Source organism: Pantoea sp. ACRSB, from assembly GCF_022346905.1.
In the GTDB taxonomy this organism is placed as follows: Bacteria; Pseudomonadota; Gammaproteobacteria; order Enterobacterales; family Enterobacteriaceae; genus Pantoea; species Pantoea piersonii.
Genome location: NZ_JAKRNL010000007.1, coordinates 130912 through 148969 on the forward strand (window position 1 = coordinate 130912; position 18058 = coordinate 148969).

General features: G+C 60.6%; 11 protein-coding genes. 9 read left to right on the forward strand and 2 right to left on the reverse strand.

Annotated features, from left to right (window positions below; all coding sequences use genetic code 11):
• Positions 1-104 precede the first annotated feature (104 nt).
• The 8 genes from bcsR (at position 105) to MHZ89_RS18825 (ending at position 14857) form a co-directional block, all read left to right on the forward strand.
• Positions 105-302: a cellulose biosynthesis protein BcsR gene (bcsR, locus tag MHZ89_RS18790; RefSeq protein ID WP_311784234.1), complete on the forward strand. Its 198-nt coding sequence runs from the start codon at positions 105-107 to the stop codon at positions 300-302.
• Entirely contained in the window at positions 302-1033 is a 732-nt protein-coding gene (gene bcsQ, locus MHZ89_RS18795; protein WP_311784235.1) for a cellulose biosynthesis protein BcsQ, read from the forward strand. The genes bcsR and bcsQ overlap by 1 nt, the downstream gene beginning before the upstream one ends.
• The gene (gene bcsA / locus MHZ89_RS18800; RefSeq protein WP_311784236.1) at positions 1030-3642 is read left to right on the forward strand and encodes a UDP-forming cellulose synthase catalytic subunit; all 2613 of its coding nucleotides are present in this window, start codon (positions 1030-1032) and stop codon (positions 3640-3642) included. Before bcsQ ends, bcsA begins: the two co-directional genes overlap by 4 nt.
• Positions 3643-3646: 4 nt before the next feature.
• Positions 3647-5938, forward strand: a complete 2292-nt coding sequence (bcsB, locus tag MHZ89_RS18805) for a cellulose biosynthesis cyclic di-GMP-binding regulatory protein BcsB (RefSeq protein WP_311784237.1) — start codon at positions 3647-3649, stop codon at positions 5936-5938.
• Positions 5931-9401 (forward strand): cellulose synthase complex outer membrane protein BcsC, encoded by a 3471-nt coding sequence (bcsC, locus tag MHZ89_RS18810; protein WP_311784238.1) that lies wholly within the window; start codon positions 5931-5933, stop codon positions 9399-9401. Before bcsB ends, bcsC begins: the two co-directional genes overlap by 8 nt.
• Positions 9402-9516: 115 nt before the next feature.
• Positions 9517-11523 carry a biofilm formation regulator HmsP gene (hmsP, locus tag MHZ89_RS18815; RefSeq protein ID WP_311784239.1) on the forward strand — a complete coding sequence of 669 codons (2007 nt, stop codon included), beginning with the start codon at positions 9517-9519 and terminating at the stop codon, positions 11521-11523.
• A 321-nt stretch (positions 11524-11844) separates the two neighbouring features.
• Positions 11845-13131, forward strand: a complete 1287-nt coding sequence (locus tag MHZ89_RS18820; protein ID WP_311784240.1) for a dicarboxylate/amino acid:cation symporter — start codon at positions 11845-11847, stop codon at positions 13129-13131.
• Positions 13132-13372: 241 nt separating this feature from the next.
• Positions 13373-14857: a pitrilysin family protein gene (locus MHZ89_RS18825; protein WP_311784241.1), complete on the forward strand. Its 1485-nt coding sequence runs from the start codon at positions 13373-13375 to the stop codon at positions 14855-14857.
• A 4-nt stretch (positions 14858-14861) separates the two neighbouring features.
• Here the strand turns inward: MHZ89_RS18825 and MHZ89_RS18830 are convergent, their stop codons facing one another.
• Complete coding sequence (locus MHZ89_RS18830) at positions 14862-15734, reverse strand: alpha/beta hydrolase (RefSeq protein ID WP_120457981.1); 873 nt, start codon at positions 15732-15734, stop codon at positions 14862-14864.
• 333 nt (positions 15735-16067) lie between these two features.
• Positions 16068-17000 carry a sugar kinase gene (locus MHZ89_RS18835; protein WP_311784242.1) on the reverse strand — a complete coding sequence of 311 codons (933 nt, stop codon included), beginning with the start codon at positions 16998-17000 and terminating at the stop codon, positions 16068-16070.
• 281 nt (positions 17001-17281) lie between these two features.
• Between MHZ89_RS18835 and pdeH the strand changes: the two genes are divergently transcribed.
• Positions 17282-18055 carry a cyclic-guanylate-specific phosphodiesterase gene (gene pdeH, locus MHZ89_RS18840; RefSeq protein ID WP_311784296.1) on the forward strand — a complete coding sequence of 258 codons (774 nt, stop codon included), beginning with the start codon at positions 17282-17284 and terminating at the stop codon, positions 18053-18055.
• Positions 18056-18058 lie beyond the last annotated feature (3 nt).

Below are 18058 nucleotides of genomic sequence, written 5' to 3' on the forward strand. Positions count from 1 at the left end.
CTATGGCAAACGGGTTCGCATTGTTCTATCAACGCGTCGATTCAGGCGGAGCTCATTTAAATCCCGCGTAAATATAACCATTTTTTTATCCGTGGCGAAAAGTAATGAAAAATGAAAATGCTTATACTCTGGTCGCGTCAGACGGCCAACGTCAGGATGATATTAGCGCCTTGTGCGACGCTTTTTCTTTGCGAGCTTTTCGCTATATTGATATTGCCCGTGAAGAGCGTTTGACGAATATCGTGGCGCGCTGGCCGTTGTTAGCTGAAACGGCGGGCGACAGGCCGGGACGTACGCGCTAATGCCGCTGATCGCGCTGCAAGGCGTACGCGGTGGGACGGGCGCAACTTCGCTCTGCGCGGCGCTCGGCTGGGCGTTGACGGCCCTCGGAGAAAGCGTGCTGCTGATTGACGGCTCTCCGTCCAGCCAGCTTGGCGCGCACTTCAACCTGCCCGCGCTGCCGGAAAACGGCTGGATGCAGGCGCTGCGCCGCGGCGACGCCTGGCAGGCAGCCGCGCTGCGCTATCCTCATGGCCCTGATCTGCTGCCTCACGGCCCGCTTTCTCATCAGCAGGACTTCACTTTGCTGCGGCAGGAACCCGCGGCCGCCGCGCCGCTGCTTGATGCGCTGGCGGATCTGAATAGTCGCTATAAGTGGTTGATTTTTGACCTTCCCGCCGATTTGCTGCCCTGGCATGAAACGCTGTATGAGCGGCTCGACGGCGTGCTGCGCGTGTTAACGCCGGACGCCAACTGCCATCTGCGCCTCCATCAGCAGCGTTTTACGCCGCATACGCGCTTTATTATCAACCAGTTCAACGCCAACAGCCGCCTGCAGCAGGATCTGCATCAGCTGTGGGTCGCGTCACTGAATAACCTGATCCCGCTGCTAATCCACCGTGACGAAGCGCTGGCGGAAGCGCTGATGATGAAGCAGCCGGTAGGGGAGTACCGCCCGCACGCGCTGGTCAGCGAAGAGATCACCACGCTGGCGAACTGGCTACTGCTTCATCTGAACGGAGCGCGTCCATGAATCCGCTGCGCTGGCTGCTGACCGCGCCGGTCTGGCAGGCGCTGCGTTTGCGCTATACGACGGCGCGCGACAATGGAGCGTCCCGCTTCGCCAGCGGCCTGAATCTGCTCTGGTGTTCGCTGGGCTGGATGCTGCTGCGTTTTGAAACGCCGGGCTGGCAGCGCATTATTCAGGATCGCCGTCGTCTCTACCCGCATATCTCGCCGGAACGGCCGCGTCCGTTAGACATTCTGCGCTATCTGGTGCAGACGCTATGGCTGGTCGTTACCCTGCCGCAGGATGACAGCGGCCGCAGCGAACGGCAGCGCTTTAAAGCCTTCCAGCCGCTGTTTCGCTGGCGTCAGCGCGGTTATCAGTGGCTCGATGCGCTTTCCGCGCGCGTGCAGACAGGCAACGTCGACGAGCGCATTGAGCAGCGGCTGCAGCGGTTGTCGCCGTTGACGCGTCGCCTGATCTTTATCGGCGCGGCGCTGTTTGCCTCGCTGCTGGCGCTGCTTTGCATCAGCCAGCCGTTCGGGCTGATGACGCAGTTTATCTTTGTGGTGCTGCTCTGGTGCCTGGCGATGCTGGTACGGCGCGTGCCGGGCCGCTTCCCCACCATGATGCTGATTGTGCTGTCGCTGACCGTCTCCTGCCGCTATTTATGGTGGCGTTATACCTCGACGTTAAACTGGGACGATCCGCTCAGCCTGGTGTTCGGCCTGCTGCTGATTGCCGCGGAAACCTACGCCTGGGTGGTGCTGGTGCTGGGCTATTTCCAGACGCTCTGGCCGCTTAACCGCCAGCCGGTTTCGATGCCGACAACGCTCGATCAGTGGCCGAGCGTCGATCTGCTGGTGCCGACCTACAACGAGCCGCTCAGCGTCGTTAAGCCGACCATCTATGCGGCGATGGGCATCGACTGGCCGAAAGACCGGCTCAATATCTTCCTGCTTGACGACGGCAGCCGCGAAGAGTTTCGCGAATTCGCCGCCAGCGTCGGCGTTAACTATGTGGTGCGTCCGACGCACGAACACGCCAAGGCGGGCAATATTAACCACGCGCTGAAAACGCGCTGTCGCAGCGACTTCGTGTCGATTTTCGACTGCGACCATGTGCCGACGCGCGCCTTTCTGCAGATGACTATCGGCTGGTTTATTAAGGACCCGAAGCTGGCGATGCTGCAGACGCCGCACCACTTCTTCTCGCCCGATCCCTTTGAGCGCAACCTGGGCCGCTTCCGTCGCACGCCGAACGAAGGCTCGCTGTTTTATGGCCTGGTGCAGGACGGCAACGATACCTGGGACGCCACCTTCTTCTGCGGCTCCTGCGCCGTACTGCGCCGCAGCGCGCTGGATGAGATCGGCGGCATTGCAGTGGAGACCGTCACCGAAGATGCGCACACGTCGCTGCGTCTGCACCGGCGCGGCTACGCCTCGGCCTATATCCGCATTCCTCAGGCGGCGGGGCTGGCGACCGAAAGCCTGTCGGCGCATATTGGCCAGCGCATCCGCTGGGCGCGCGGCATGGTGCAGATTTTCCGTCTTGATAACCCCTTATTCGGCAAGGGGCTGAAGTGGGTGCAGCGCCTCTGCTACGCCAACGCCATGCTGCACTTTCTTTCCGGCATTCCGCGGCTGATCTTTCTGCTGGCACCGCTGGCGTTTCTGCTCTGCCACGCTTACATCATCTACGCCCCCGCGCTGGCGATCGCCATCTACGTCTTGCCGCATATGCTGCACACCAGCCTGACCAACTCGCGCATTCAGGGTCGCTGGCGTCACTCCTTCTGGAGCGAGGTGTATGAAACCGTACTGGCCTGGTATATCGCCCGACCGACCACCGTGGCTCTGTTTAACCCGCATAAGGGCAAATTCAACGTGACGGCGAAAGGCGGTCTGGTCGAGGAGCATCATCTCGACTGGGTGATCACTAAACCCTATATGTTCCTGGTGCTGCTCAACCTGGCGGGCGTCGCGATGGCGTTCTGGCGCATGCACAACGGCCCGGCCAATGAAGTGTTAACGGTATGGGTGAGCCTGGTCTGGGTCGTCTACAACATGGTGATCCTCGGTGGCGCGGTGGCAGTTTCCGTCGAGGCGCGGCAAATCCGCGAGGCGCACCGCGTGGAGATCGCCATGCCAGCCGCCATTGCGCGCGAAGACGGGCATATGCTGCCTTGTACGCTGCGCGACTACTCCGACGGCGGCGTCGGCGTTGAGCTGCGTGAGCCGAATGCGCTCAAGGAAGATGAAAAGGTCTGGCTGCTGCTGCGCCGCGGCCAGCAGGAGTTCAGCTTTCCCTGCCGCGTGCAGCGCGTTTTTGGCCTGCGCGCCGGTATTCGCCTGCATCAGCTTACGACCCAGCAGCATATCGAATTTATCCAGTGCACCTTCGCCCGCGCCGATACCTGGGCGCTGTGGCAGGACGGTTTCCCGGAAGATAAACCGGTGCAGAGCCTCGCCGACATTATGATCCTCGGCTTTAAAGGCTATCTGCGCCTGGCGGAATATGGTCCGCCGCAGTTACGTCGGCTGTTTAACCTGCTTACCGCTGGGGTGAGCTGGCTGGCCTCACTGTTGCCGCAGGGCATCGGACGTGGGCCCGCTTCAAAAAACGTATTGAGTTGATGATATGACGATGACGAGAGTAAACAGTTGGTTTACCGCCCTGCTGCTGGGCACCGCAACGCTGAGCTGCGCTGCTGCGCAGGACGCCGCGCCAGCGAACGTCGCTGATCCGGCGCCGGTTCAGGCCGCGCCGCAGGGCCCCGCCGCGCCGCTGCGCGACAGCCAGCTCGACTTTACCCAGCTGGCGCCGCCGCCGGGCAGCATGACGCTACGCGGCACCCAGCCGAACGGTCAGATTGAGTTCGGCGTGCGCAGCGACGAGGTGGTGACGCGTGCGCTGCTTAACCTCAGCTACCGTCCCTCGCCCGCGCTGTTGCCGACGCTGTCACAGCTTAAGGTTTACCTCAACGATGAACTGATCGGCGTTATCACCGTGACGCCGGAGCAGCTCGGCAAAGAGAATCAAACCCAGCTGGCGATCGATCCGCGCTTTATCACCGACTTCAACCGCGTGCGCTTTGAGCTGGTTGGCCATTACGCCAACGTCTGCGAGAACCCGGCCAACAGCACCATCTGGCTCGATATCGGCAAAGAGAGCGGCATCGATTTAACGCTGCAAAAGCTGCCGTTGAAAAATGACCTGTCGCACTTCCCGGAGCCATTCTTCGACGCGCGCGACAAGCGTCCGCTGACGCTGCCGGTCGTCTTTGCCGCGCAGCCGGACGTGACGCAGCAGCGCGCCGCCGCGATACTCGCCTCCTGGTTCGGCAGCAAAGCCGCATGGCGCGGCCAGAACTTCCCGGTACTCTACAATCAGCTGCCGCAACAGCAGCATGCCATTGTCTTTGCTACCAATGACGCTCGCCCGGACTTTCTGAAAGATCTGCCGCCGGTGACTAAACCCACGGTGGAGATTGTCAGCCAGCCCGACAATCCTTACGAAAAGATGCTGCTGATTTTGGGGCGCAACGACCAGGATCTGCTGACGGCGGTGCAGGGCATCGCGCAGGGTGAACTGCTGCTGCGCGGCGATACGTCCACCATCGACAGCGTGAAGCTGCTCGCGCCGCGCAAAGCCTACGACGCGCCGAACTGGGTGCGAACCGATCGACGCACCACATTCGCCGAACTGACGCAGTATGAGAACCAGCTGCAGTCCGACGGCCTGCAGCCGAATCCAGTCAGCCTGACGCTTAATCTGCCGCCTGACCTGTTTCTGGTGCGCGCGCGCGGCATCGATATGGATTTAAGCTATCGCTACACCGCGCCGTTCCAGGCAGACGGCTCGCGGCTGGCGGTCAACCTGAATAACCAGTTCATTCAGGACTACCCGCTGCCGCCGAAAAACACCGCCGGTCAGCAGCTGCTGCATATTCCGCTGGTTCAGGGATTGCAGGATAACAGCCGTCAGCTGACGATCCCGGCGCTGCGTCTCGGCGTGGTAAATCAGCTGCGCTTCGACTTCGACTACTCCAATACTTATATCGGCGGCACGTCCGACGGACGCTGCGAAACCGTTACGCCGGTCAGCCATCATGTAGTGGTGGATGAAAGTTCCAGCGTCGATTTCTCCGGCTACCGTCACTATATCGAAATGCCTTCACTGCGCGCCTGGTCTGGCGCGGGTTTCCCCTTCACGCGCTACGCCGATCTGGCGCAAACGCTGGTACTGGTGCAGCCGAAACCCGACGCGCAGCAGGTCGGCACGATGCTTAACGCGCTGGGTAATATCGGCGCGCAAACCGGCTATCCGGCGTTGCGGGTGCAGTTTACCGACGACTGGAGCAAGGCGAAGGATCAGGACGCCGATCTGCTGATGATCGGCGACATCCCAAAAGATCTCCAGGATGACCGCCGGATCAGCGCGCTGGTTGACGCCGCTAAAAGCTGGATCAACACGCCTGTGCGCCAGGCAGCCACCGATAACGGCAGCCTCAGCGACAGCGACCGCGCGGTAGAGAGCACCACCGCCATCGGTTCGCGCGGTGCGCTGGCGACGGTCATTGGCTTCCAGTCGCCGTTTAACGATCAGCGCAGCGTAGTCGCGCTGCTGGCGGACGGCACTCCGCGCGCCTGGCAGCTGCTGAACGATGCGCTGACCGACAGCGGCAAGCGCGGCGCGATTTTCGGCTCCGCCGCCATTATCCGCGAGTCGGGCGTTAACAGCCTGCGCGTCGGCGGTAACTATTTTGTCGGCCATCTGCCCTGGTGGGAGCGTTTATGGACGATGCTGGCGACGCATCCGTTCTGGCTGGCGCTCTGCGCGGTCTTTGTCGTGGTGCTGTTCGCGCTGATGACCTGGCGCCTGATGCGCATCATTACCCGCCGTCGTCTGCTTGATGATGAAGATGAATAAAGCTTACGCGCTACGGGCGAGTCTGCTGCTGAGCGGCGTGCTAGGCGCGCTGCCGGGACTGGCCGCGCCTGGCGCAGGCCCGGAGGTCTCGCCGGTGGACTGGCTGCTGACGCAGATCCGCACCGGTGAGTCGACCAACAAATATGATCTGGTACAGCAGTCGCTCTACCGGCTGGAGAAGATCGACCCCGATAATCCACAGGTGCTGGCGGCGCGTCTGCGGCTGGCGCTGCATCAGGGTGACGTCGCCGCCGCACAGACGCTGCTGGAGCAGTTGAAAAAAGTCGCGCCCGATTCGGCGGCGACGCGCGAATCCGCCGTGGGTCTGGCGCTGATGTCGTCTGAGGGACGGCAGAAGCTGCAGGAGGCGCGCCTGTTCGCCACCTCCGGCCGCCTGGCGGAAGCGAAAAGCGCCTACGACGCGCTGTTCAACGGCGTCTTTCCCGATGCGAATACCGCGCTGGAGTACTGGCGACTGCTGGCGCGCATACCGGGCCAGCAGGATGTCGCTTATCAGCAGCTACAGGCGCTGGAGCAGCGCTATCCCGGCAATATCGGCGTTGAGCTGCAAATCGCGCGAATGGCGTTCGATCGTCAGCAGACGGCGCAGGCGGTGGAGCAGCTGAAGCGACTGGCGAACAGCAATGGCGGACGCGACGCGGCGGCGGAACTCTGGCTGCAGCAGATCACCAATCAGCCGGTCAGCGACAGCAGCGTAGCGCAGCTGAAAGAGTACCTCTCCGTCTTTACCGAAGGCGACGCGCAGAAGCAGGGGCTGGACGCACTGGCGAAACAGCAGGCGCTGCTCGCCGATCCCGCTTATCGCGAACGTATGCGCGGACTGGCACTGGTGGACGCAGGCGGTGGCGCAGATGCCATCGAGACGCTGAACGCCGCGCTAAAGGCGAATCCCAACGATGCGGATCTGATGGGCGCAATGGGCCAGGCACAGGCGCGTGCCAACAATCGCGCCGCCGCTGTTCTCTGGCTGGAACGCGCGATTCAGGCAGGCCAGCAAAGCACGCAGGTAGGCAAGTGGCAGTCGCTGCTGCAAACCAACCGCTACTGGCAGGCCATTGACGAAGGCGATAAGGCGCTGGCGCAGCACGATCTCGACGGCGCAGAACGCCGCTATCACGACGCGCAGGCGCTGGATAACACCGACAGCTACGCGCTGATCGGCCTTGGGGACGTGGCGATGGCGCGAAACAATGCGCAGAGCGCCGAGCAGTTATGGCAGCGCGCGCTGCGCCTTGACGCCAGCAATACCACTGCGGTTCGCCGCCTGGCGGGACTCTATCAGACGCAGTCGCCAGCGCGCGCAATGCAGTTTATTAATGGCCTGCCCGCCGCGCAGCAGCGCGCGCTGGCTGATACCCTGCGCTCCCTGCGCAGCGACAGCCTGCGCGCCGAAGCCGACGCGCTGGCGCAGCAGAGCCGCTGGTCAGAGGCGGCGGAGAAATATCGCCAGGCGCAGGCGCTGTCGCCGGATGACGTCTGGCTCAGCTATCGACTGGCTGGTGCGCTGCGCAACGGCGGCGCGCCGCAGCAGGCGGATGCTGTTATGGCGGCGCTACAGCAGCAGCGTCCGCAGGATGCGAGCGCGCTCTATGCTTCAGCGCTTTATCTCTCCGGCAAGGATGACGACGAGGCGGCGCTGGCGGCGCTGCACCTTTTGCCGGAAGCGCAGTGGAACAGCAATATGCACGAGCTGGCTGAACGCCTGGTGCAGAATAAGCTGTTCGCGCGTGCGGAGGCGCTACGCGCGGCAGGGCAGGAAAGAGAGGCCATTGCGCTGCTGCGTCAGCAGCCCGCCTCCAGCCGCCGCGATTTGACGCTGGCCGACTGGGCGCTGGCGCGCGGCGATGCGCAGGAGGCGCTTGATGGGTATCAGCAGGTGCTCGCGCGTGACGCCGACAACGGCGATGCGTCGCTCGGGCGTATCGAGGCGCTGGTGGCGCTGAACCGCACCAGCGAGGCGCGCGCGGCGCTAAAAGCACTGCCGCCCGCGCAGGCCAGCCTGAACGCCGACCGCCGCGTGGCGCTGGCGTGGCAGGCGACAGGCGACGTCACGCAGGCCGCCGCGCAGTTTGCGGGTCTGAAGCAGCGCGCCGCCTCGCAGCCGCCTTCGCAGGATAAGGCGCTGGTATTTCGCGATGCGGCGCGGCTTGAACGCACGCAGCAGCAGCCCGACGCCGCGCTGGCGGATTACCGGCAGGCGATGGTCGCCAGCGGTATCGGCGACGGCGAGAATATCAGCAGGCTAACGCGCAATAACGCGCAGGATGACTGGCTGAAGCGCAGCATTCGCAGCGACGCCGCCGATCTCTATCGCCAGCAGGACACCACGCTGATGCTGGAGCAGGATTATTCGCGTAACAAGGGCACCGGCGGCATTTCCGACTTTACCGCCCATACCACAATGCTGCAGGCGGAAACGCCGCTTGCCGACGGACGCGGCTTTGTACGACTCGATCGCGTTCAGGTGTCTGCAGGCACGTTCTCTACCAGCAACGGCAGTTTTGACGAGACGTTCGGCAGCTGCGACGATGCGAACTCAGGCGGCTGCAGCCGGTACGCCAGCCAGCGCGACGAAGGCACCGCGCTGGGGGTCGGCTGGCGCAACGACGTCTGGTCGGCGGATCTCGGCACAACGCCGCTCGGCTTTGAGGTCACTAACTGGGTAGGCGGGGTAAGCTGGAGAACCGACGTAAAAGAGGTCGGCGTGACGCTCACCGCCTCGCGGCGGCCTGTTTCCAGTTCGCTGCTCGCCTTTGCGGGCGCGCGCGACCCGGCGGCTAACGGCGGCAAAACCTGGGGCGGCGTGGTGGCGACCGGCGGCAGCGTCGGGCTGAGCTACGATCGCGGCGGCGCACATGGCGTCTGGGCCGATATCAGCGCGCATCAGATCACCGGCGAGAACGTCGCGGACAACAGCCGCGAGCGCCTGATGGCGGGCTACTACTACAAGCTGATCAATACCGATAATCAGCGCGCCACCGTGGGATTCAACTCCATGCTGTGGCATTACCAGAAAGATCTCAGCGATTACACCTTCGGCCAGGGCGGTTACTACAGCCCACAAGAGTATCTGTCGTTTTCCGTACCGGTCACCTGGCGGCAGCGTACCGAAAACTGGTCGTTCGATCTGGGCGGCTCGGTCTCCTGGTCGCATTCGAAAACAGACGCGCAGCAGCGTTATCCGGTGAATCCGGGCTTTACGCTGGCGAGCAATCCCACCTCGGCAAGCAGCAGCGGAGGCGGCGTCGGCTATACTTTACGGGCCGTTGTCGAGCGCCGCATTACACCGCACTGGTTTATCGGCGCAGGAGTGGATATTCAACAGGCGAAGGACTATACCCCGAGCCACGGGCTGCTCTATGTGCGCTACTCCGCCGCCGGCTGGGATGGCGATCTCGATATGCCGCCAGAGCCGCTTACCCCTTACGCAGATTTCAAATAATCGTCGGGTCGTGTAAAACTCGGACTCTGGCAGGCAGTAAAAAAAGTGAGTTCCAGGATATACTTGCTGCGCATTTTCCTGTCTGATAGCTGTGCTTTTTAGCCTGGAGAAGATTTTGCGCGTCAGCCGTTCACTTACGATAAAGCAAATGGCGACGGTATCTGCGGTGGCGCTGATAACCGTCTCTGTCTTTATCGTCATTCAACTGTTTCATTTTGTGCAACAGCGCAGGATCGACTACGCCCAGCAGATGGAGAATATTGCGCATACCGTACGGCAACCGCTCTCCGAGGCGGTGCTGAAAGCGGATATCGCCCAGGCCGAGCGCATTCTGCAAACCCTGAAGCCTGCTGGCGTCCTTTCGCGTGCCGACGTGGTTCTGCCTAACGCCTTTCAGGCGCTGCACGCCAGCTTCGAAAATGAAAAGCCGATCCCGCTGCTGATTACTCGCCTGTTCGAACTGCCGGTGCAGATCACTGTGCCGCTCTATTCGGTCGAAAGCAGCGCTTCGCCCAAGCCGCTCGCCTATCTGGTGCTGCAGGCCAACTCCACGCGCGTTTACCAGTTTATCCTCAGCACCGTCTCTACCATGGTCACCACCTATCTGCTGCTGGCGCTTATTCTGTCGGTGGCGATCAGCTGGTGCATCAACCGGCTGGTGGTCCATCCGCTGCGCAATATCTCGCGCGAGCTGCAGGAGCTCCCGCCGCAGGCGATCCTCACCCACAAGCTGACGCTGCCCGCCAGCCACCGTGACGATGAGATCGGCATGCTGATCCGCAGCTATAACCGCAATCAGCAGGTGCTGGAGTCGGTGCATGATGAGATGAGTCGCCTGACCACCCACTACGCCGTGACGGATTTGCCCAACCGCGCGCTTTTCCTGGCGCTGGTCGATCAGCATCTTCGCAGCCACAGCAAAGGGTTTGGGTTGATGGTAATCCGCATCGAAACGCTGCAGGAAGCCAACGGCGTACTGAGCGACGAGCAGCGCGACACCCTGATGCTGACGCTGGTCGAGAAGATACGCAGCACCATCGACGACCATACGCTGCTGGCGCAAACCGGGCCGAGCGACTTCGCGCTGCTGATGAAGCGCGCCAGTACGCCGTTTCGCGCGATGCGCCTGGCGCGCAATCTGATGATCCGCCTTAACCAGCCGGTGACGCTGCATCAGCTCCAGCTGCGGCCTAATGCCAGCATCGGCCTTGCGCTGTATGACGAAGAGCACCTCTCCGCCAACGAGCAGCTCGATCGCGCTACCTCGGCGATGATGTCAGCGCGTCATTTAGGTAAAAACCAGATCCTATTTTTCGATGCGGCGCTTACCGAGCGCGCGCAGAAGCGCCTGACGCAGGAGCATGACATTCTGCAGGGTTTGCAGGATGAGCAGTTCCGGCTGTTTCTTCAGCCGCAGATCAATATGCAAACCGGCGAGCTGGCGGGTGCGGAGGCGCTGCTGCGTATGCGCATGCCGGACGGCAGCTACGGCCTTTCGGAGGAGTTTATCGCCAGCGCGGAGGAGATCGGCGTCATCGCTGCCATCGGGCGCTGGGTGTTTGAAGAGGCGTGCCGGATTCTCGCTGGCTGGCAGAAGCGCGGCATCTTCATCCCGCTCAGCGTTAATATTTCCGCCGTACAGCTGCGTGACGCCAGCATGGTGAATCATCTGCAGGGGTTGCTGCAGCGTCACCAGATTGCGCCCGGCAGTTTTGTGCTGGAGATTACCGAAACCGCGCAGATTGGCGATGCCGAAGTGGCGATGGCGCTGCTGCGCTCTTTGCAGACGGTGGGCGTCGCGGTCGCGCTGGACGATTTCGGCATGGGCTACTCCAATCTCAACTACCTGCATCAGTTCAAGTCGCTGCCGGTCAACAAGCTGAAGATGGATCGCAGCTTCGTCGCCGCGCTGCCGGATGACGACACCATGGTGCGCATCGTGGCGGCCATCGCTGAAATCATCGATCTTGACGTTATCGCCGAAGGGGTCGAAACCGCAGAGCAGCGCGACTGGCTGCTGGCGCGCGGTATTCATATCGGCCAGGGCTATCTCTATGCCGAAGCGCTGCCGCTGGAGCGGTTTACGCAAGCCTGGCTGCCTGCTCTCGCTTCTGACCAGTAACAGGGCAGAAGCGTCATCAGTGAATGCCTCCTCCTTTCCTTCCGCCCTGCCAGCGCAGCGGGGCGCTTGCGCGTCACTCCTTTTAACCGAAAAGTTTTAACAACCTGATCCGTTGATTTCCCGCGTTTATTAGTTACAAAAGGTCTTGCTGAAGCGTTTCAGTTCATAGTTGCGTTTTCAGAAAACCCTCGGCCTTTGTAGGCCTGTATTAATCCCGTTAACAGGGTGTTATTTTTTGCCAACCGCCAGCGCCGGGGAGCGCTTTACTTGCGGACACACTAAAACGACAACCTCACAACCCTGTTGTAGTGGACACATCTTATGAAAACTTCACTGTTTAAAAGCCTCTATTTTCAGGTGCTGTTAGCCATCGGCATCGGTGTTCTGTTAGGCCATTTCTACCCAGAGCTAGGCACGCAAATGAAGCCGCTGGGAGATGGCTTCGTCAAACTGATCAAGATGATCATCGCGCCCGTGATTTTCTGTACGGTCGTGACCGGTATCGCCGGCATGGAAAGCATGAAGGCAGTAGGGCGCACAGGCGCCGTCGCGCTGCTCTATTTTGAAATCGTCAGCACTATCGCGCTGATTATTGGTCTGGTGGTGGTTAACGTACTGCAGCCGGGCGTGGGCATGAATGTCGATCCGGCGACGCTGGATGCGAAAGCGGTCGCGGTCTATGCCCAGCAGGCGGAGCAGCAGGGCGTGGTCGCCTTCCTGCTGGACGTGATCCCAGGCAGCGTCATCGGCGCCTTCGCCAGCGGCAATATCCTGCAGGTGCTGCTGTTCGCGATTCTGTTCGGCTTCGCGCTGCATCGTCTCGGCAGTGCCGGCACGCTGATCTTTAACGTGATTGAGAGCTTTTCGAAGGTTATTTTCGGCATCATCAATATGATCATGCGCCTTGCCCCAATCGGCGCGTTCGGTGCCATGGCCTTTACCATCGGTAAATATGGCGTCGGTTCTCTGGTGCAGCTCGGCCAGCTGATCGTCTGTTTCTATATTACCTGCGTGCTGTTTGTAGTGGTGGTGCTGGGGATTATCGCGCGCGTCACCGGGTTCAATATCTTCCGCTTCGTCGCCTATATCAAAGAAGAGCTGCTGATTGTGCTTGGTACCTCTTCGTCTGAATCTGCGCTGCCGCGTATGCTGGATAAGATGGAGAAGCTGGGCTGTAAAAAGTCGGTCGTGGGGCTGGTGATTCCGACTGGCTACTCCTTCAACCTTGACGGCACCTCGATTTACCTGACCATGGCGGCGGTATTTATCGCCCAGGCCACCAACGCGCATATGGATATCTTCCATCAGATCACCCTGCTGGTGGTGCTGCTGCTCTCCTCGAAGGGCGCGGCGGGCGTGACCGGCAGCGGCTTTATCGTGCTGGCGGCAACGCTGTCGGCGGTAGGCCACCTGCCGGTAGCGGGTCTGGCGCTCATCCTCGGCATCGACCGCTTTATGTCTGAAGCGCGCGCGCTGACTAACCTGGTCGGCAACGGCGTGGCGACGGTGGTGGTGGCGAAGTGGGTCGGCCAGCTGGATGAAAACCAGTTAAAGGCGACGCTTTCCGGCAATGCAAAGGCGAAAAAAGTGCCGGAAACCTCCGTATAACTACCGCTTTTTAGCAAAAACCCTCTAAATGCCCGCTGTTGCTTGCCCTGACAGCGGGCATTTGCATAATAATGCCCACTTATTTTTTTCATGGTTTTTCACTTCGTTGCGCGACATCCTGGCCTTCACGTGGTCAAAGACTCTGTTGTCGAAAAACGACGCGGCTAAAAAGAGAAAAACTCACCGCGTATTACAACGGCGAAACGTGCCAGTGATAACGACTTTTAGATTAGAGGTTCACATGCAGGGCACCAGAATTCGGCTTTTGGTTGGGGGGTTAGCGTGGGTGGCCGCCAGTTTTGGCGCTTATGCCGAAACGCTGCAGCCCGATCCTGCCTGGCAGGAAGGGAAACTGGATAACGGATTGAGCTGGCAGCTGCTGACTACGCCGCAGCGCCCCAGCGATCGCATTGAACTGCGCATGGTGGTGAATACCGGATCGCTGGTGGAAACCACTCAGCAGAGCGGCTTCAGTCATCTTCTGCCGCGTCTGGCGATGGTGCACAACGCCGCGCTCGACACCAACCAGCAGCGCGCGCTGTGGCAGCAGGCGATGGATCCGCAGCATCCGCTGCCGCCTGCGATCGTCTCTTACGACTTTACCCAGTATAACCTTAGCCTGCCCAATAACCGCCCGGAGCTGCTGAAAGAAGCGCTCAACTGGCTGGCGGCGACGGCGGGCAAGATGTCCATTAACGAGCAGGTGGTCAGCACCGCGCTGAGCGCCTCCGATCCCACCGCGACCTGGCCTGCCAGTACCCAGGACGTCTGGTGGCGCTACCGCCTGAAAGGCTCAACGCTGCTGGCGCACGATCCCGCCGAGCAGCCGCGCGCGCCCGTCGACCTGAACGCGCTGAACGATTTCTACCAGCAGTGGTACACGCCGGATGCCATGACGCTCTATGTCGTCGGCAACGTTGAGAGCCGCAGCCTGGCAGAGCAGATCAATAAAGCCTTCTCCTCGCTGAAAGGCAAGCGCAGCACGCCCGCGCCGCTGCCAACCCTGTCGCCGCTGCCGCATCAGCCAATCAATCTGGTCAATAGCGCAATAAGCCAGGACAGGCTGGCGCTGGTATGGGATACCCCCTGGCAGCCGATTCGCGATTCGCAAAATCTGCAGCGCTACTGGCAGAGCGATCTGGCGCGCGAGGCGCTGTTCTGGCATCTGCAGCGCACGCTGGGCGACAGCAAAACGCAAAACCTGCAGGTCGGTTTCGACTGCCGCGTGCTCTACCAGCGCGCTCAGTGCTCGGTTAATCTCGACGCGCGCAACGACGCTCTGGAGCCGGGCCTGACTATGGTGGCGCGCGAGCTGGCCGAAGTACGCGACAAAGGGCTGCCGCAGGAGGAGTTTGATGCGCTGATGGCGCAGAAGCTGCTGGAGCTGAACAAGCTGTTCGCTACCTATGCGCGCACCGATACCGACGTGCTGATGAGCCAGCGTCTGCGTTCGCAGCAGAATGCCGTGGTGGATATCGCGCCTGAGCAGTATCAGAAGCTGCGTCAGGCGTTTCTGAGCGGCCTGACGCGCGATCAGCTGAATCAGGAGCTGCGTCAGCAGCTGTCGCAGGAGCTAACCATGGTGCTGATGCAGCCGGAAGGCGAGGCGGAGACTAACGTCAAAAGCCTGCAGGCTATCTGGGATAAGGTGATGGCGCCGCCAGCGGCAGCTGACGCCGCGCCGCAGGAGAGCAGCGCCAGCGACAGCGCGCCGCCTTCCTCCTGATCCCTCAGGTCTTCGCCCTGAGCCACTCGGTCACCAGCATCGGCCAGCTGGCAAGGGGCAGATCTGCTACGCCGCGGATGCCGAATCCGTGGCCGCCTTTCTGATAGAAGTGCAGCTCTGCGGGCACCTTATGTTCGCGGAGCGCGCTGAAAAACGCCATGCTGTTGTTCACCGAGACCGTTTCATCATCCGCTGCGTGGATCAGCAGCGTTGGCGGGGTCTGCGCATGCACGCGCGTCTCCAGCGAATAGGCTTCGATGGTTTTCTCATCGGGCCAGGCGCCGAGCAGGCGCGTGCGCGAACTCTCATGCGCAATGCCGTCGCGCATACTGATCACCGGATAGACCAGCACCATCGCGTCCGGACGCGGCGAGAAATTATCCGCGCCGTCCTGTACCGGATAGATTTTCTCGGCAAAGCGCGTTCCCAGGCTGGCGGCGACATGGCCGCCCGCCGAGAAGCCCGTCATAACGATATATTTTCCGTTCAGACCACGCTGGGCGCGTTCGCGCAGCACGCGCACCGCACGCTGTGCATCCGCCAGCGGCGCGTCCGGGCCTTCGTGATGGCCGTCGTAGGGCAGGCGATAGGTCATGACCGCCAGGGTATAGCCCATCGCGGTAAAAAACGTCGCCAGCGCGCTGCCTTCGCGATCGATAAGCACGCGCTGATAGCCGCCGCCCGGCGCGACCAGCAGCGTAATGCCGTTAGACTCTTCGGGATGCCAGATGGCGATCTCCGGGCAGCGCACGCCCGTGGCGGCGCGATCGTAAGGCTCATACTCTTTCGCCAGATCGACAATCTGCGGCTGCGCGCGCGAATCGCTGGCGCCTGGCGCGTCGCCGTTTGGCCAGATATTGATAATTTCTGTGTGCATAAAACGGTCCTGATGCGAGGAGTGTTGTAATTTTTTTGTCGCGGCCGGATAAACAGCGTCCTGCTGTTATTGAAGAAAAGATGGTCTTTTTTTCGGCGGTCGTCCATCCGAAAACGGGGCGCAGAGAAGGATTCAGACTATGCCTGGAGTGAGGAGAGATAAGGATTAAGGTCGAAAAAGCGAGACTGGCGCACGCATAAAAATCAACGCCAGTCTTTGCTGTGATGCTAACTAATATTTACCGCTTAATATCGGGCGCTAACACAAATGCAATATTGTTTTGGCTGGCCATTCAGCGGCGAAAATAACCCGCCCCGGTAGACTGGCATGGCTTTATTTCGGCATCGCCTCCAGCGGAATGATCGCGCCGCGATGCTGGATAACGGTGCTGGCGGTAAGGTGGCCGCGCTCGGCAGACGCCTGCGGCGAACCGCCCGTCAGACGCCGGGACAGATAGCCCGCGCTAAAGGAGTCGCCCGCGGCAGTGGTATCAATCACGCTCGCCGGATCGAGGCGCATCGCTGGCACATCGATCAGCGCATCGTCGCCGATCGCGACCAGACAAGAGTCCGCGCCGCGTTTAATCACGATTTCACTGACGCCCGCCGCGCGCGTGCGCTCAATCACCGCGCTTAACGGATACTCGCCCCACAGCAGATGCTCGTCATCCAGCGTCAGAAAAGCGATGTCGGTGCGTTGCAGCATGGCGCTGTAGGCCTGCTGCGCGCTTGCTTTGTCGGCCCACAGGCGAGGACGATAGTTATTGTCGAAAATAACCTGACCGCCTCTGGCGCGGCAGCGGTCCAGCAGCGCCATCAGCTTCTCGCGGCTATCGGCGGGCAAAATCGCCAGCGAAATGCCGCTCAGGTAGAGATAATCGTAGTGCGCCAGCTCGTCAACAATAGCGGAGGCGTGCGGAGCGTCGAGCCAGTAGCGCGCGGCGGCGTCGCTGCGCCAGTACCAGAAGGTGCGCTCGCCTTTATCATCGGTTTCAATGAAATAGAGGCCAGGCATTTTGTTTTCCAGCCGCTGGATTAAGCCGGTATTGACCTTTTCCTGCTGCCAGGCGGCGATCATCTGATCGCTGAAGGAGTCGATGCCCAGCGCCGTGACGTAATCGACGCTAAGCTGCGCCTCGTCGACCTGGCGCGCCAGATAAACTGCCGTGTTCAGCGTATCGCCGCCAAAGCCGCGTTTAATGTTCTCACCCTTCTCGGACAGCTCAATCATGCACTCGCCGATGATGGCTATTTTTTTATGCGTCATGGTATTTGGCCTGTAGTGAAATAGTGCCTTAGTCTCGCGTCTGGTATGGCAGACGTCAATGATTTTTAAAACGACGTTTTAATTCCACTTAAGTTAAAAAAAAGCCTGTCTTTGCGGCGATTTAGCGGACAAAGCCGGGCTTTTTTTCACGATTGCGTCCGATTTGGGTTGTTACACTCTGTAGTCTTATGTGTCCGGCAGGCGGATAAAGATATGGCGGGAACAGCCGATACTTGCCGCTGAGCTGACACATGGCACTCGCCAACAACCAGGAAAAAACCATGGTGATGAAGAATATTAGTCATTGGCTACCTTCTTCAGCTGACATCAACCTACAACAGGAAGCGCGTCTCTTCTGGCAGCAATGCCAACGATTCTACACTTTCCAGCCGATATATCAGGTATCGGGCCGGTTGCTGGCAATTGAAATCCTGACGGCGGTCACGCATCCGACCGCGCCGGAGAAACGGCTGTCGCCGGAGGCTTACTTCGAGGCGCTGGCGATTAACCAGCGTCTGCATGTGGTCCATGAACAGCTGGCGCTGCTGAAAGAGTGGCAGCATTTTTTTTGCGACAATCAGGTAGTCGCGTCGGTGAATATCGACGGTCCGACGCTTATGGCAATCCAGCAGCATCCGCCGATTCGTCGTTTAATCACCGATCTGCCGTGGGTGCGCTTCGAGCTGACCGAGCATCACGCGCTGCCGCAGGAAGAGATGATTGCGCAGATGCCGGAGCTGGGGCCGCTGTGGCTGGATGATTTCGGTTCCGGCATGGCGAACTTTTCAGCGTTGACGGAGCTGAAGTATGACTACATCAAGCTGTCGCGCGAGCTGTTTATCCTGCTGCGCGGAACAGAAGAGGGTAAAGCACTCTTCTCTATGCTGCTGGCGCTGATTAACCGCTACTGTAACGGCGTTATCGTCGAAGGTGTTGAAACCGAAGAGGAGTGGCGGCAGGTGTGCTGTTCCCCCGCGATGGCGGCGCAAGGCTACTTTTTTTCAAAGCCGGTCCCTTTCTCACAACTTAATTATCTGCCGCTTCAGCTTGCCTGATGC